This window comes from Mesorhizobium sp. Root102 (assembly GCF_001425625.1).
Taxonomy (GTDB): Bacteria; Pseudomonadota; Alphaproteobacteria; order Rhizobiales; family Rhizobiaceae; genus Mesorhizobium.
Genome location: NZ_LMCP01000021.1, coordinates 1 through 15,259, shown reverse-complemented (window position 1 = coordinate 15,259; position 15,259 = coordinate 1). Strand labels below are relative to the sequence as shown.

The 15,259-nt window shown below is 64.1% G+C and carries 14 protein-coding genes; 9 read left to right on the top strand and 5 right to left on the bottom strand.

Going from position 1 to position 15,259, the window contains the following annotated elements; all coding sequences use genetic code 11:
• Window positions 1-7: 7 nt before the first annotated feature.
• Together ASD12_RS18055 and ASD12_RS18050 are read right to left on the bottom strand one after the other, a co-directional pair.
• Window positions 8-1,144: an alpha-hydroxy acid oxidase gene (locus ASD12_RS18055; RefSeq protein ID WP_056588869.1), complete on the bottom strand. Its 1,137-nt coding sequence runs from the start codon at window positions 1,142-1,144 to the stop codon at window positions 8-10.
• Between the two features lie 19 nt (window positions 1,145-1,163).
• Complete coding sequence (locus tag ASD12_RS18050; RefSeq protein WP_056588866.1) at window positions 1,164-1,967, bottom strand: FCD domain-containing protein; 804 nt, start codon at window positions 1,965-1,967, stop codon at window positions 1,164-1,166.
• Window positions 1,968-2,176: 209 nt separating this feature from the next.
• Here ASD12_RS18050 and ASD12_RS18045 point away from each other — a divergent pair, with 209 nt between their 5' ends.
• From ASD12_RS18045 to glcF, 5 genes are all read left to right on the top strand, one after another.
• Window positions 2,177-3,499 (top strand): DUF3422 family protein, encoded by a 1,323-nt coding sequence (locus ASD12_RS18045; RefSeq protein WP_056588863.1) that lies wholly within the window; start codon window positions 2,177-2,179, stop codon window positions 3,497-3,499.
• A 146-nt stretch (window positions 3,500-3,645) separates the two neighbouring features.
• Window positions 3,646-5,142 (top strand): FAD-linked oxidase C-terminal domain-containing protein, encoded by a 1,497-nt coding sequence (locus ASD12_RS18040; protein WP_056588859.1) that lies wholly within the window; start codon window positions 3,646-3,648, stop codon window positions 5,140-5,142.
• Window positions 5,143-5,312: 170 nt separating this feature from the next.
• Entirely contained in the window at window positions 5,313-5,615 is a 303-nt protein-coding gene (locus ASD12_RS18035; RefSeq protein WP_348271726.1) for a DUF559 domain-containing protein, read from the top strand.
• A gap of 105 nt (window positions 5,616-5,720) precedes the next feature.
• The gene (locus tag ASD12_RS18030) at window positions 5,721-6,926 is read left to right on the top strand and encodes an FAD-binding protein (protein ID WP_056588856.1); all 1,206 of its coding nucleotides are present in this window, start codon (window positions 5,721-5,723) and stop codon (window positions 6,924-6,926) included.
• A gap of 11 nt (window positions 6,927-6,937) precedes the next feature.
• A complete protein-coding gene (glcF, locus tag ASD12_RS18025; RefSeq protein ID WP_056588853.1) occupies window positions 6,938-8,263 on the top strand; it encodes a glycolate oxidase subunit GlcF in 1,326 nt (441 codons plus the stop codon).
• A 15-nt stretch (window positions 8,264-8,278) separates the two neighbouring features.
• Here glcF and ASD12_RS18020 read toward each other — a convergent pair whose 3' ends face one another.
• Both ASD12_RS18020 and ASD12_RS18015 read right to left on the bottom strand, forming a co-directional pair.
• The gene (locus ASD12_RS18020) at window positions 8,279-9,199 is read right to left on the bottom strand and encodes a bifunctional 5,10-methylenetetrahydrofolate dehydrogenase/5,10-methenyltetrahydrofolate cyclohydrolase (RefSeq protein ID WP_056588849.1); all 921 of its coding nucleotides are present in this window, start codon (window positions 9,197-9,199) and stop codon (window positions 8,279-8,281) included.
• A 269-nt stretch (window positions 9,200-9,468) separates the two neighbouring features.
• Window positions 9,469-10,203 carry a L,D-transpeptidase gene (locus ASD12_RS18015; protein ID WP_056588846.1) on the bottom strand — a complete coding sequence of 245 codons (735 nt, stop codon included), beginning with the start codon at window positions 10,201-10,203 and terminating at the stop codon, window positions 9,469-9,471.
• A gap of 215 nt (window positions 10,204-10,418) precedes the next feature.
• On the opposite strand from ASD12_RS18015, the gene ASD12_RS18010 reads away from it, so the two are divergent.
• Entirely contained in the window at window positions 10,419-11,057 is a 639-nt protein-coding gene (locus ASD12_RS18010) for a DNA-3-methyladenine glycosylase I (RefSeq protein ID WP_056588843.1), read from the top strand.
• 29 nt (window positions 11,058-11,086) lie between these two features.
• On the opposite strand, the gene ASD12_RS18005 is transcribed toward ASD12_RS18010, so the two are convergent.
• Window positions 11,087-11,341, bottom strand: coding sequence for a hypothetical protein (locus ASD12_RS18005; protein WP_056588841.1), 255 nt, complete (start codon window positions 11,339-11,341; stop codon window positions 11,087-11,089).
• Between the two features lie 255 nt (window positions 11,342-11,596).
• Here ASD12_RS18005 and hisS point away from each other — a divergent pair, with 255 nt between their 5' ends.
• The 3 genes from hisS to hisG all read left to right on the top strand — a co-directional run bounded on the left by hisS (window position 11,597) and on the right by hisG (window position 15,162).
• Window positions 11,597-13,099, top strand: coding sequence for a histidine--tRNA ligase (gene hisS, locus ASD12_RS18000; protein ID WP_056588838.1), 1,503 nt, complete (start codon window positions 11,597-11,599; stop codon window positions 13,097-13,099).
• A gap of 243 nt (window positions 13,100-13,342) precedes the next feature.
• A complete protein-coding gene (locus ASD12_RS17995) occupies window positions 13,343-14,464 on the top strand; it encodes an ATP phosphoribosyltransferase regulatory subunit (protein ID WP_056588834.1) in 1,122 nt (373 codons plus the stop codon).
• Window positions 14,461-15,162, top strand: a complete 702-nt coding sequence (gene hisG, locus ASD12_RS17990; protein ID WP_056588831.1) for an ATP phosphoribosyltransferase — start codon at window positions 14,461-14,463, stop codon at window positions 15,160-15,162. Before ASD12_RS17995 ends, hisG begins: the two co-directional genes overlap by 4 nt.
• Window positions 15,163-15,259: the final 97 nt, after the last annotated feature.

The window sequence follows — 15,259 nt, the reverse complement described above, 5'->3', positions numbered from 1 at the left end:
CGGAACTCTAGCGCCGGAGCTGGTCCTTGCCCATGTCGGTGACCAGACGCTTTCCGCACAGCGCCAGCGTGATGTCCATCTCCTTGCGGATGATTTCCAATGCCTTGGTAACTCCTTCCTTGCCAAGTGCACCCAGCCCGTAAAGAAATGGCCGGCCGATATAGGTGCCCTTGGCGCCGAGGCAGAGCGCCTTCAGAACGTCCTGTCCCGAACGGATGCCGCCATCCATATGCACCTCGATCCTGTCGCCGACTGCATCGGCAATCTCCTCCAGTGCCATGATCGACGACGATGCGCCGTCGAGCTGGCGCCCGCCATGGTTGGAAACGACGATCGCGTCGGCGCCGGTCTTGGCCGCCATCAGCGCGTCCTCCTTGTCGAGAATGCCTTTCAGGATCAGCTTGCCGCCCCAGCGCTCCTTGATCCAGGCGACATCCTTCCACGACAGATGCGGATCGAACTGCTCGTTCGTCCATGAACCCAGAGATGAGACGTCGCCGACACCCTTGGCATGACCGACAATGTTGCGGAAGGTGCGGCGCTTCGTGCCGGCAATGCCCATCAACCAGCGTGGGCGCATGGCGATGTTGGCAATGTTGGCTAGTGTCATCTTGGGCGGCGCCGACAAGCCGTTGCGGACATCCTTGTGGCGCTGGCCGAGAATCTGCAGATCGAGCGTCAGCACCAGCGCCGAGCATTTCGCCGCCTTTGCCCGGTCGATCAGATTGATCACGAAATCCTTGTCGCGCAGCACATAAAGCTGGAACCAGAACGGCTTCTTGGTGACGGAGGCGACATCCTCGATCGAGCAGATGCTCATCGTCGACAGGGTGAACGGCACGCCGAATTCCTCCGCCGCCTGCGCCGCCAGCATCTCGCCATCGGCGTGCTGCATGCCGGTCAGGCCGGTCGGCGCCAGCGCCACGGGCATTGCCACCTTTTCACCAATCATAGTCGATTCCAGCGAGCGGTTGCTCATGTCGACCAGCACGCGCTGGCGGAACTTGATCTTGCCGAAATCCTCCTCGTTGGCCCGGTAGGTGCTCTCGGTCCAGGCGCCGGAATCGGCATAGTCGAAGAACATCTTCGGCACACGCCGGCGCGCGAGGTCCTTGAGGTCGGCGATGGTCAGGATTTGGCTCATGGGCTTCCCGTTTCGATGACTAGGAGCGTTTGCGTGCAGGTTCGGTATCGGTGGCGTCGACGCGCTGCTTCAGCCGCAACCGCGAGACGCGCTGCCAGTCACCGCTGCGCTCGGCCTCCGCCATTGACCGTTCAACATAGGTGATGTGGTCCATCGCCGCTTGCCGGGCAGCGGCGGGGTCGCCGGCCTTCACCGCTGCATGGATCGCCCGGTGCTGCGCAAGCAGCGCCTCGCGCGCGCCGGGCACGGTGAACACCATCAGCCGGTTCTGGAACACGCCTTCCGACAACAGCCGATAGCAGGAGCGCAGCGTGTGCAAAAGGATGATATTGTGCGCGCATTCGCAGATCGCGTGGTGGAACTCGACGTCGATTTCGGCCTCGTCGTCGAAGTCGCCGGTCCGGTGCGCATCGTCCATGCGTGCCATGATCTTGTCGAGCAGCGCCATGTCGTCTGGCGTGGCGCGCCGCGCCGCGTATTCAGCCGCCACCCCTTCGATCTCGCGGCGGTATTCCAGATAGTCGGTCACAGCCTTGCGGTGCATCGAGATCAGGTCCGTCACCGGCTTGGTGAACAGCTGGCCGATGACATCGGCGACATGCGTGCCGCCGCCGGGCCTTGTCGTCAGAAGGCCGCGCCCTTCCAGCGCTTTCAGTGCGTCGCGCAGGATCGGCCGCGACACGTCGAACTGCCGTGCAAGCTCGCGCTCGCCCGGCAGCCGGTCGCCGGTGCGCAGCACGCCTTCGAGGATGAGGCTCTCGATCTGCTGCATCACCTCGTCGGCGGTTCGCGAATGCTCGATCCTGGAAAAAATGTCGCTCAACAGAATGCCTGGAAGGTGAACCGGTGTCGCGCAGGATAAAGCCTGCGTCGCCAACTGGTCAAATTATTTATCCAATTGGCCGAAGCATGTGGAATTTGCCGCTTGGCGCCATATCATCCTCAGCTAAACTTTGCTGTTTGCGTCATCTGGCCATTGGCTCTAGAGGGACGCGAGTGCAAGAGGGTTCAAAGAAGCCCGGGGGACAAGCCGTGTCAGACGACCCGTCCAATCTCGAATTCCAGCCGCGCGCCAAGGGCAGCGTCATGGGGTTTCCCGCACATGAGGGCCGGCCCGGCGCGCTCGGTGAGGTCCATGCCCGGCCGCATCCGCTGATCGAAAAGCCACGCGTCCTGGTGCAACTCGCCTTCATGACCGAGGGCGGCTCCGGCGTCGACATGGCCGTGCTTTCCGAACTATCGCGACGCCTCGGCATCGCCGCACCCGACCGCCAGGCTCGCCACCACGCCATGAAATGGGGCAAGGGCTCGCTGCGCTGGGAGCGGCATACCGAGTTCTCGACCTATCTGTGGGAAGGGCCGCTCTCCGAAAGCGGCAGGACGCAGGAAGATTCGCCCTTCGGCAACGGTTTCTCACCTCCAGGCACCGTGATTTCCGGCATCCGGCTCGAAATCCGCAAATGGACGCAGGTCAGCGAAAGACTGATCGCCGGCTTTGATCCGACCAGCCTGTGCTACTCGCTGGTCGAGCGCGGCAACGCCGCCATCGTCACCGACTTCCGCCAGGATGGCGACGGCATGACCCGCATGCTGGTGCTCGATCGCGGCCTGACCCCGGCGCGCACTGGCGCGTTGTCACAGCGGCTGATCGACATCGAGACCTATCGCACGCTGGCCATGCTTGGCCTGCCGCTGGCGCTGAACTTGTCCGGCCGCGCCCGCCGCATCGAGGACCGGCTGGCGCAGACCACACGGGAGATGAAGGTCGCCGAGACGCGAGACAGTCAGACCTTGCTGGCCGACCTGACCGAACTTGCCGCGGAACTGGAAGCCGACGCGGCGTCGAGTCTCTACCGCTTTGGCGCCAGCCGCGCCTATGACGGCATCGTCGTCGAGCGGCTGGAAGCGCTCGAGGAAGAAGCCGTGCCCGGCTACGACACCTGGGGTGGGTTCCTGCAGCGACGTGTAGCACCAGCCATGCGCACCTGCCGCTCGGTCGAGGAGCGGCAAGCCAACCTTTCGCGAAAACTGACTCGCGCCACGACGCTGCTGCGCACCTGGGTCGATGTCGAGGTCGAGAAGCAGAACCGCGACCTGCTCGCCTCGATGAACAACCGCGCCCGCTTGCAACTGCGCCTGCAGCAAACCGTCGAAGGCCTCTCGGTCGCCGCCGTCTCCTACTACGTCGTGGGCCTCATCGGCTATGTCGCCAAGGGTGCCTCGATCTTCGGCCATGCCTTCGCGCCAGAGATCATTACCGCCGCTTCGGTGCCGGTCGCCATCCTGCTGGTCTGGTGGGGCGTGCGCCGCGTGCGGCGGATGCATTCCGAACCCGGCAAGCTGGCGGGCGAATAGCAGAACAGCCAGGCGAGGCAGCGGCAGATTGCCGCTGCGGAAGCCTGTCTCGACCATGAGGCTGGATTCCCGACCAAGGCAGGATTTGCAACCAACGCGCTTCACTGGTAAAAGATTTTGACCAGTCAAGCGAAATGAGGCTGTTGATGTCCGGCCTAGCCATGCCGAAACCAGACGACGCCACGATGCGGCGGCGCGACGAGATCGTCGCCGACATGCGCATCATCGTGCCGGGCGAGGGCGTCGTCGACGCCGCCAATTCCATGCGTGCTTTCGAGAGCGATGGCCTGACCGCCTATCGGCAGCTGCCGCTGGTCGTCGTGCTGCCGCAAACGGTGGCGCAGGTTTCGCGCGTGCTGAAATACTGCAACGACCGCAATATCCGGGTTGTGCCGCGGGGCTCCGGCACCTCGCTGTCGGGCGGCGCGCTGCCGCTCGAGGACGCGGTGCTGCTGGTCATGAGCCGCTTCAACCGTATCCTGGCGATCGATTTTCCCAATCGCGTCGTCGTCGCCCAGCCGGGCGTCACCAATCTCGGCATCACCACCGCCGTCGAGCAGGAGGGCTTTTACTACGCCCCCGATCCATCCTCCCAGATCGCCTGCTCGATCGGCGGCAACGTCGCGGAGAATTCCGGCGGCGTCCACTGCCTGAAATATGGCCTCACCGCCAACAACGTGCTCGGCATCGAGATGGTGCTGATGAACGGCGAGGTGGTGCGGCTGGGCGGCAGCCACCTCGACGCGGAAGGTTATGACCTGCTCGGCGTCATGACCGGCTCCGAAGGGCTGCTCGGCCTCGTCACCGAGGTCACCGTGCGTATCCTGAAGAAGCCGGAGACGGCGCGTGCGCTGCTGATCGGCTTTCCCACCAGCGAGCAGGGCGGCCAGTGCGTCGCCGACATCATCGGCGCTGGCATCATTCCGGGCGGCATGGAAATGATGGACCGGCCTGCGATCCACGCGGCCGAGGATTTCGTCCATGCCGGCTATCCCCTCGATGTCGAGGCGCTGCTGATCGTCGAGCTCGACGGGCCGGGCGTCGAGGTCGATCATCTGATCGGCCTTGTCGAGGCCATCGCCTACAAGAACGGCTCGACCACCTGCCGCATATCGCGGTCCGAGCAGGAGCGGTTGAGCTTCTGGGCCGGCCGCAAGGCGGCGTTTCCCGCAGTCGGCCGCATCTCGCCCGATTATTACTGCATGGACGGCACCATCCCGCGCAAGGAGCTGCCGCGTGTGCTCGCCGGTATGCGCGAGCTGTCGGAAAAATACGGTCTCGGCGTCGCCAATGTCTTCCACGCAGGCGACGGCAATCTGCATCCGCTGATCCTCTACGATGCCAATGTGCCGGGCGAACTCGACAAGGCCGAAAGTTTCGGCGCCGACATATTGCGGCTCTGCGTCAAGGTCGGCGGCGTCTTGACCGGCGAACACGGGGTGGGCGTGGAGAAGCGCGACCTGATGCCGGAAATGTTCACACAGGTCGACCTCGACCAGCAGATGCGGGTCAAATGCGCCTTCGATCCCAACCACCTGCTCAACCCCGGCAAGGTCTTCCCGCAGTTGCGCCGCTGCGCCGAACTCGGCCGCATGCACATTTCCGGCGGCAAGCTGCCGTTCCCGGACATTCCGAGGTTTTGAGATGATGGCGTCTCAAAACGAGAGTTCCTCGCCCCCGCGAAGCTCGGGCGAAGCCCGAGACGGAGAGGGGGACGCCCGATGTCCCAAGCCGACGCTCGCCAGAAAAGATCACCCGTGCCCGCGCGCTTCGCCATGGCGACAACCAAGCGGAAGCAACCCTTTGGAACGAATTGAAGGCCAAACGGCTAGGCGGCTACAAATTCATCCGACAGATGCCGATCGGACCGTATTTCGCAGACTTCGCCTGCAGAAGTAAAGAACTTGTCGTCGAGCTAGATGGAAGTCAGCATGCTGACAACTCCTACGACAGGCGACGCGACGAATTCATGCGAGGCGAAGGGTTATCGGTGGTGCGGGTCTGGAACGCCGACGTACTCAAGAGCCGTCGGAGCGTTTGCAAGACCATTCTTGCTGCGCTGGAGGGCGGCTCCACCAGGATGTCATCGCCTCAGACCTCAGGTTCGTTTTCGTGACCAAGAAGATCGAAGGCGACGCCCTATGATAGCCCCCTCTCCGTCTCAGGCTTCGCCCGAGCCACCTCTCTCCCGCTTCGCGGGGGCGAGGAACAGGGGGCGACCATGACCACTTTCACGCCAACCACGTCAGACGAAGTCCTGTCCACCGTGGCCTGGGCCGTGGCGGAAGGTTCGCCGTTCGAAATCCTTGGCCACGGTTCCAAGCGTGGCATCGGCCGTCCGCTGCAAACCGAACACACGCTCGACCTGTCGAGGCTCACCGGCGTCACGCTTTATGAACCGGCTGAACTGGTGCTGTCGGCCAAGGCCGGCACGCCGCTGGCCGACATCGAGAAGCTGCTGGCGGAAAACGGCCAGCAACTTGCCTTCGAGCCGATGGACTACGGCCCGCTGCTCGGCGGCGAAGCTGGCAGAGGCACGATCGGCGGTGTGCTCGGCGCCAACCTTTCCGGCCCGCGCCGGTTGAAGGCGGGTGCGGCGCGCGATCATATTCTGGGCATCAATGTGGTGTCCGGCCGCGGCGAGGCCTTCAAGTCAGGTGGCCGCGTGGTCAAGAACGTCACCGGCTATGACATGTCCAAGCTGATGGCCAACAGCTGGGGCACGCTGGCCGTGTCCACCGACGTCACCTTCAAGGTGCTGCCCGCCGCCGAAACCGAAGTCACGCTCGCCATTCGTGGCCTGCTCGACGATGCGGCGGCTGCCGCCATGGCCATGGCGCTCGGTTCGAGTGCTGAAGTGTCGAGTGCCGCCCATCTGCCGGAGCGGATCGCCGCGCGCGTCGCCGCCGGCAGTCTCGGCAGCGAGGCCGCAACGCTGCTGCGTGTCGAGGGCTTTGGCCCCTCCGTCGCCTACCGCATCGCCGCGCTGAAAACGCTGCTCGGCAATGCCGGGCCGCTCGAGGAGATTGCCAGTGAGGCTTCCCGGCTGATCTGGCGCGATGTGCGCGATTGCAGGCCCTTCGCCGACAACAGCGAGAAACCGGTCTGGCGCGTGTCGATGACGCCGGGACAGGGCCACCAGATGGTCCTGACGCTGCGCATGCAGGCGGCGGTCAGCGCCTTCTATGACTGGCAGGGCGGGCTGGTGTGGTTGCGCATGGAAGAGGGCGACCCGGAAGCCGCTCTGCTGCGCGGGCTGTTGAGGAAACATGGCGGCGGCCACGCGACGCTGGTGCGCGCGGCACCTTCCCATCGCGCCGCCTTGCCGGTGTTCGAGCCGCAGCCGCCCGCACTTGCCGCATTGGCGGCGCGCCTGAAGCAGGAATTCGACCCGAAGAACGTCCTCAATCCCGGCCGAATGGCCTAGGATCCAACGCGATGCAGACCAATTTTTCGCTTGCCCAGCTCGCCGATCCGCATGTCGCGGAATCGGAGAAGATCCTTCGCAAATGCGTGCATTGCGGCTTCTGCACCGCGACGTGTCCGACCTATGTGACGCTCGGCAACGAGCTCGATTCACCGCGCGGGCGCATCTACCTGATCAAGGACATGCTGGAGAACGGCCGTCCCGCCGACAAGGAGATCGTCACCCACATCGACCGCTGCCTGTCGTGCCTTGCCTGCATGACGACATGCCCGTCGGGCGTCAACTACATGCATCTGGTCGACCATGCCCGCGCCCATATCCAGGAGACCTACAAGCGGCCGCTGCTCGACCGCCTGACCCGCGCCATGCTGGCCTTGGTGCTGCCCTATCCCGCACGCTTTCGCGCAGCGCTCAAGCTGGCGAAGCTGGGCAAGCCGTTCATTGGCCTGTTCGACAAGGTTCCGGCGCTGAAACCGCTCAGCGCAATGCTCAGGCTCGCGCCGGCCGCGATCCCGACGGCCTCGCCGATGGCTTCACCTGGCATCCATGCCGGGCAGGGGACGAAAAAAGGCCGTGTCGCTATCCTCACCGGCTGCGCGCAGTCGGTGCTCGATCCCGCCATCAACGACACGACGATTTCGCTGCTGACGCGACTCGGCGTCGAGGTCGTGGTGCCGCCGGGCGAAGGCTGCTGCGGCGCGCTGGTCCATCACATGGGGCGCGATGAAGCCGCCCTTGCCTCGGCCAGACAAAATGTCGACGCCTGGACACACGCCATCGAGCAGGGCGGGCTCGACGCCATCGTCATCACCGCGTCCGGCTGCGGTACCACCATCAAGGACTACGGTTTCATGCTGCGGCTCGACCCGGCCTATGCCGACAAGGCCGCGCGCGTCTCGGCACTAGCCAAGGACATCACCGAATATCTCTCGGGTCTCGACCTGCCCGAACCGGTGCGCAAGCCCGGCGTGGTGGTCGCCTATCACTCGGCTTGCTCGATGCAGCACGGCCAGAAGATCATTCGCCAGCCGAAGGAGTTGCTGGCCAAGGCCGGCTTCATCGTGCGCGAGCCGCGCGAAGGGCATCTGTGCTGCGGTTCGGCCGGCACCTACAACATCCTGCAGTCCGAGATTTCGGCAAAGCTGCGCGACCGCAAGGTGAAAAACATCGAGGCGACGGGCGCGTCGATCGTTGCCACCGGCAACATCGGCTGCATCACGCAGATCGCCTCGGCGGCGAAGCTGCCGGTGGCGCACACGATCAAGCTGCTCGACTGGGCCTATGGCGGGCCGAAGCCGGAAGGTATTCTGGAAGGGGACTTGATCGCCGCGGAATAGGGCGCCCGTCCGGCGCTACTCCGCCGCGAGCCGGTCGATTGTGCCGTAGGTCGCCTCGTAAAGCGCGCGCTGCCGGCTGAGCGCCACCATCGTGTTGCGCAGCAAGATGGCTACTGTGATCGGGCCGACGCCACCCGGCACCGGGGTGATCCAGGAGGCGACCTCGCGCACGCTTTCGGTGTCGACGTCGCCGACGATCCGGCTGGAGCCGTCAGGCCCGATCTCGGAATTGATGCCGATGTCGATGACGGCAGCACCCGGCTTGACCATGTCGGCCTTGATCAGCCGTGGCTTGCCGACGGCGACGAACAGCGCGTCGGCCCGCCTTGCATGAGCGGCGACCGATCGCGTCATGTGGTGGCAGACCGTCACTGTTGCGCCTTCGCTCATCAACAGGAAGGCGATCGGCTTGCCGACGATTTCGGAATGCCCGACGATGACGACTTCCAGCCCCTTGAGGTCGAGGCCGGTCTCCTTCAGCAACTCGACCGACGCGGCCGCCGTGCAGGGGGCGAGGTCGAGCTGGTTGTAGACGATGTTGCCGATCGAAGCCGGATGCATGCCTTCGACATCCTTGAGCGGATGCACCGCCGCCTGCAGCATTCTGACCGGGATATGAGCGGGAACCGGCCGCTGGATGATGATGCCGGTGACGCGCGGATCGGCGTTCAGGCCGTGGATCGCCGCTTCCAGTTCGCCTGAGGTGACGGTGGCGGGAAAGCGCCGTTCCTCGAAATCAATGCCGGCCAGCTGCGCCTTGGAGCGCTGGTTGCGCACATAGACATCCACCGCATTGGTGTCGCCGACGGTGATCGAGAGCAGCTTGGGCGGAAAACCCTCGGCTTTGGCAATCGCGGCATCTTCGCGCACAGCGGCGATGATGCGCTGGGCAACCGGGCCGCCCTTGAGATAGCGGCTGTCTTCGGACAGGGACATGGTGGACTCTTTAATGGAACGTTGCCGCCGACATAGCAAAAGAACATCGGCAAGGGCAGCATGAAAGCGAACCGTCATGCCTCTTGCGCGACGTGTCTCTCTGGCATTGTGTCGCTAACCGTCAGGCTCCGATCAAAACGGAAAGGGCAGCGCGGTTTCCCGTGCTGCCCTTCCTGACTGGCCGCATCCCCATACGGCCCGTCCCCCGTTATCTCAGACTGGCCTCGAAAAGCGGACTGCTTTGCCGGCCAAGTGATTCGCAAGAACTATTATATCACCTCGACCGTGGTTCCGACATTGACCCGCTCATAGAGGTCGACAACGTCCTCATTGCGCATGCGGATGCAACCCGATGACACCGCGCCGCCGATCGTCCACGGTTGGTTGGTGCCGTGGATGCGGTACTCGGTCGTGCCGAGATAGAGCGCACGGGCACCGAGCGGGTTCTCCATGCCGCCGGCCAGATAGGTCGGCAAATAGCGGCCCTTGGCGGCTTCGCGTTTGATCATTTCCGCCGGTGGACGCCAGTCCGGCCACTCGCGCTTGTTGGTGATCTTGTGCGTGCCCGACCATTCGAAGCCAGGTTTGCCAGTGCCGACGCCATAGCGTCGCGCCTTGCCGTTCTTCTCGACCAGATAGAGGAAATTCTGCGTGGTATCGATGACGATCGTGCCCGGCTTCTGCGCGCCGTCATAGGCGACTTCCTGCGGCAGGTAGATCGGATTGATCTGCGGACGCATGACCATGCGCTTGGCCGGTGGCTGCACCGCAGCCGTCTGCACCCGGTCGGGCCGCGCCGGACGCAGGCGCTGCTGCTGCACCACTTGGCGGTTCTGCCGCACGATGCCGGGCGCATGGCCAAGTTGCAGCACCCAGGGGGCGGAAAGGTCGGGACTCACCATCACCGGTGGCCTGTCGGCATAGCGGTCGCCGGCGGTGGACGGCATGACGCCGGCGGCAAACACAGCCACCGCGCCGAGCACGGGAAACAGAACGGTCTTCATCGGAACGCACCTTGATCGTCGAACACAAAACGGGTGGAAACGTCCTCCCGGTTCGGCGATCATTGGCGTGGAAGCAGCAACCGAAACATGAATCGGAATGCGTAAAATGCGCAAGTGTCAGTAAACCTTTTGGTGTGGTTACCGCCGGGTTCAGGAATCTGGTAAAGCCGCAGTAAATGCAGCGCAAAAGCGCATTAACGAACGGATTTTGGCTTATGGACAAGGAAAACACCGGCCTGCTCGCCGGTCCCGACGGTGTCGCGCGCTGCTTCTGGCACGGCAATCTGCCCGACTATCTGCACTATCACGATCATGAATGGGGCCGGCCTGTGGCGGACGACCGCAGGCTGTTCGAAAAGATCTGCCTCGAAGGTTTTCAGTCGGGCCTGTCGTGGCTGACCATCCTGCGCAAACGGGAGAATTTTCGCGAGGCCTTCGCCAATTTCGAATTCGACAAGGTCGCCGCCTTCACCGACAAGGATGTCGATCGCCTGCTCGGCAATGCCGGCATCATCCGCCATCGCGGCAAGATCGTCTCGACCATCAACAACGCCAAGCGCGCCCGCGAGATGGCCGATGAATTCGGCTCGCTGGCCGCCTGGTTCTGGAAGTTCGAACCCGGCAAGGACGAGCGGCCGATGATCGTCGATCTCGCCCATCTGCGCGCCAACCCGACCACGGCGGTCTCTGTGCGGATGTCGAAGGAGTTGAAGAAGCGCGGCTGGAGCTTCGTGGGGCCGACTACGGTCTACGCCTTCATGCAGGCGATGGGTCTGGTCAACGACCACCTCGAGGGCTGCGTCTGCCGCAAAGAGGTCGAGAAGGAGCGGAAAGCCTTCAAAAGGCCGAAGTAGCCTCCCTGCTTCCGGCGAAGCGGGTAATTTCAGGTGCCGTTGGCGCTGGCCAGCATCAGCCCGGCGACGATCGCCACCACCGTGGCCACGGTCGGATAGATCACCAGCAGGCCGGTCATCAACGCGTCGCGCATGGATGGACCCTTGCCGGTGTCGGCAGGCACTTCGAACGGGCCGGCAGCATGGCTGACCATTTTCGGGGCATGGATGTCGGCCGGGCGCAAGCGTGCGGGCAATTCGCCGGCATCGCTGTCGATGACATGGAATCTTGCAGTGCTGGTCATGGCCGCGACCCCCTCATTTCGGCGCGGTTATGTCTTGCGATTGTGTCGGCACGATGCCGCGCTCATGGCGGGATTGTTTCGTTTCGGTGCGGTTTGTTTCAGAGGCGACCGAAACGAAGGCGAGCGCCCGCGCCCATCTTGCCGAGAGAGTGGAGATGGGTGCACCTCGGCGGCCTTGCCGCACAAAGCCGCTTCGGCTAGGACACGCGCACTCGAAACAAGTCCGCATTTATCCAACAAAAAAGACTCCAGCTCATGGCCGACAAATCGGAAAAGACGAAAGCGCGACTGCCGCGCGGTTTTGCCGACCGCAGCGCCGAAGACATCCGCGCCGTCGAGAAGATGATGGCGACGATCCGCTCGGTCTATGAGCTCTACGGCTTCGAACCGGCCGACCAGCCGCTGATCGAATACACGGAGGCGCTTGGAAAATTCCTGCCCGACCAGGACCGGCCGAACGAAGGCGTGTTCTCTTTCCAGGATGATGATGACCAGTGGCTGTCGCTTCGCTACGACCTGACCGCGCCGACGGCGCGCTTTGTCGCCGAGAATTATGAGCGGCTGCCCAAGCCTTACCGCAGCTATCGCTCCGGCTGGGTGTTCCGCAACGAGAAGCCGGGCCCGGGCCGCTACCGCCAGTTCATGCAGTTCGACGCCGATACGATCGGCACGCCGGGCGTGGCCGCCGACGCCGAGATGGCCATGATGATGGCCGACGTCATGGAAGCGCTCGGCATCAAGCGCGGCGACTACGTCATCCGCGTCAACAACCGCAAGGTGCTGGATGGCGTCCTGGAAGCGATCGGCCTTGGCGGCGAAGAGAATGCCGGCCGCCGGCTGACTGTTCTGCGGGCGATCGACAAGCTGGACAAGCTCGGGTTGGAAGGTGTGAGACTTCTGCTTGGACCGGGGCGCTGGGATGGCGGCCAGGAAGGCGAGGGCGACTTCGCCAAGGGCGCCCGATTGAACAATGGGCAGGCCGAGGCGGTTCTTCTCGCGACGGCGAAGACTATACAGGCCGGCCAGGATTCCATGGTCAGTTCGAACGCGATCTACCAGGAAGGCGTGAGCGAACTCGCGACGATCGAGGCCCTGGTTCGGGCGGCCGGATATGCCGAAGACCGTATTGCCATGGACCGCTCGGTCGTGCGTGGTCTCGAATATTACACCGGCCCTGTGTTGGAGGCCGAGCTGCTGGCCGAAATTCCCAATGAGGATGGTCAGATCGTGCGCTTCGGTTCGGTTGGCGGAGGCGGTCGCTATGATGGCTTGGTTTCGCGCTTTCGCGGCGAGCCGGTGCCGGCGACCGGTTTTTCAATTGGCGTCTCCAGGTTGATGACCGCGCTGAAGAACCTCGGCAAGCTCGACAACGCCGACGTGATCGCGCCAGTCGTCGTGCTGGTGATGGACAGGGACATCGACAGCCTCGGCCGCTACCAGAAGATGGTGAGCGAGCTGCGCGCCGCCGGCATCCGCTCGGAAATGTATCTCGGCGGCGCCGGCATGAAGGCGCAGCTCAAATATGCCGACCGGCGCGGCTGCCCAGTCGCGATCATCCAGGGCGGTGACGAGCGCGCCAAGGGCGAGCTGCAGATCAAGGACCTGATCGAAGGCGCGCGCATGTCAGCAGAGATCACGGACAACGCCGAATGGCGCGCCGCGCGCCCGGCACAGGTGACGGTGGCGGAGGGCGAACTGGTCGTGGAAGTGAAGAAGATCCTGGCGGCGCAGGCTGAGGAGAGGGCGCGTGGCAAGTAGAGGCCGGGTTCTGTCGCGCCCCCCTCTGTCCTGCCGGACATCTCCCCCACGAGGGGGGAGATTGGCCGTTTCATCCGCCTCGCTTTTCTTGCAACGTAGGCGATTGGCGAAATCCGTCGCGACATCCAATCTCCCCCCTCGTGGGGGAGATGTCCGGCAGGACAGAGGGGGGCGCCGTAGAGCGCCGACCTTAAGTCGACCCGCTGATCTCAAACCAGTGGGTCGTTCGATACGGAGGCCAAATTGACCTCCCGCTACCCCGCCATATCAGCCGACATCATAAACCTCTTCGCTACCCGCAACACGCATGCGGTCGAGGTCGCAGTGCTGCAGCCTGCGGACCCCTTTCTCGACATGGCCGGCGAGGATTTGCGCCGCCGGATTTTCCTTACCGAAAGCGAGACCGGGCAGACGCTGTGTCTGCGGCCGGAATTCACCATTCCGGTCTGCCTTGATCACATAAGTTCGCAGGCCGGCACGCCCCGCCGCTATTCCTATCTCGGCGAGGTGTTTCGCCAGCGCCGCGAAGGCGGCAACGAATTCTTCCAGGCCGGCATCGAGGATCTCGGCGACCGCGACACCGCCGAGGCCGATGCCCGCTCGCTGGCCGACGCCCACGCGCTGCTGTCGCTGGTGCTGCCTGGCCAGGCGCTAGCGGTCACGCTTGGCGACCAGACGATTTTCGAGGCTGTGCTGGCCGCCCTTGGCCTGCCGCGCGGCTGGCGCATGCGCCTTGCCCGCGCTTTCGGCTCGGTGCCGATGCTTGAGGCGGCACTCGCCGATCTCGCTAATCCGCCGCGCAACAGCCAGCTCTCCGGACCGGTCGCTGCCCTTGTCCTCGACGGTGACCTAGACGGTCTTTCCGCGCACATCACCAGTGGCATGGAAGAGGCGGGCCTTTCGGCCTCCGCCGGACGCGCGCCGTCCGACATCGCCCGACGGCTGATCGAGAAAGCCGAATTGCGCAGTGTGCGGCTGTCGAACGAGGCCTTCGCGGCGTTGAAGGGTTTTCTGGCGATCGACGTGCCACTCGATGGCGCGGCCCAGGCGCTGGATTCCTTCGCCAGCGATGCCGGGCTTTCGCTTGATACCGCGCTGGAGAAATTCGCTGCCCGCGCCAGGGCGATCGAGACGCATGGCCTGCCGGCTGGAAAAATCCGTTACGACGCCGCTTTCGGCCGTCCGCTCGATTACTACACCGGCCTGGTTTTCGAAATCGCGGCTGACAATGGCGACCGACCGTTGGCCGGTGGCGGCCGCTATGACCGGCTGCTGACCTTGCTCGGCGCGAAGACGCCGATCCCCGGCGTCGGCTTTTCCGTCTGGCTCGACCGCATCGAGGCGTTGCGGGAGACGGGGCCATGATCACGCTGGCAGTTCCGTCGAAAGGCCGGCTCAAGGAACAGGCGCTGGACGTGCTGGCCAAGGCAGGGCTCGCCGTCAGCCTGCCCGGCGACGAGCGCAAGTACCACGCCCGCGTCGAGGGCCTGGACAATGTCGAAGTGGCGTTCCTGTCGGCTTCCGAGATTGCCGGCGAGATCGGCCAGGGTGCGGTCGATCTCGGTATCACCGGCGAGGATCTGGTGCGCGAAAACCTCGCCGACTGGGAGACCCGCGCCGAAATCGTCGCCCGTCTCGGCTTCGGCAATGCCGATGTCGTGGTGGCCGTGCCCGACATGTGGCTCGATGTCGACACCATGGCCGACCTCGACGACGTCGCCGCCGATTTCCGCCAGCGCCATGGCAGGCGACTGCGCATTGCCACCAAATACTGGCGGCTGACCCAGCAATTCTTCTCCCAGAAGCACGGCATCCAGGTCTACCGTATCGTCGAGAGCTTGGGCGCCACCGAAGGGGCGCCGGCGGCGGGACTGGCCGATGTCATCGTCGACATCACCACATCAGGCTCAACGCTGCGCGCCAATCATCTCAAGGTGCTGGGCGATGGCCTCGTCCTGCGCTCGCAGGCCTGTCTCGTGGCGTCAAGGAAGACGCGGTCGGCAACGGATGAGGCTCTGTTGCGCGACATTGCTGCGAAGATGAGCGCCCTCCCTCCCCCTTGAGGGCATATGCGCTAAGATAGGTGTTGCAGTGGGGAATCGGTTGTGATTCTACACTGCGATGACTCACGAATCGCTTGTAGATGACGGCTGGGCCGAG

Bases quoted from the DNA above. Each gene is read 5' to 3' on its own strand.
- ASD12_RS18010 (WP_056588843.1), top strand. From the start codon at position 10,419: ATGGACAAGGAAAACACCGGCCTGCTCGCCGGTCCCGACGGTGTCGCG.
- ASD12_RS18055 (WP_056588869.1), bottom strand. From the start codon at position 1,144: ATGAGCCAAATCCTGACCATCGCCGACCTCAAGGACCTCGCGCGCCGG.
- ASD12_RS18040 (WP_056588859.1), top strand. From the start codon at position 3,646: ATGTCCGGCCTAGCCATGCCGAAACCAGACGACGCCACGATGCGGCGG.
- ASD12_RS18015 (WP_056588846.1), bottom strand. From the start codon at position 10,203: ATGAAGACCGTTCTGTTTCCCGTGCTCGGCGCGGTGGCTGTGTTTGCC.
- hisG (WP_056588831.1), top strand. From the start codon at position 14,461: ATGATCACGCTGGCAGTTCCGTCGAAAGGCCGGCTCAAGGAACAGGCG.
- hisS (WP_056588838.1), top strand. From the start codon at position 11,597: ATGGCCGACAAATCGGAAAAGACGAAAGCGCGACTGCCGCGCGGTTTT.
- ASD12_RS18020 (WP_056588849.1), bottom strand. From the start codon at position 9,199: ATGTCCCTGTCCGAAGACAGCCGCTATCTCAAGGGCGGCCCGGTTGCC.
- ASD12_RS18005 (WP_056588841.1), bottom strand. From the start codon at position 11,341: ATGACCAGCACTGCAAGATTCCATGTCATCGACAGCGATGCCGGCGAA.
- ASD12_RS18030 (WP_056588856.1), top strand. From the start codon at position 5,721: ATGACCACTTTCACGCCAACCACGTCAGACGAAGTCCTGTCCACCGTG.
- glcF (WP_056588853.1), top strand. From the start codon at position 6,938: ATGCAGACCAATTTTTCGCTTGCCCAGCTCGCCGATCCGCATGTCGCG.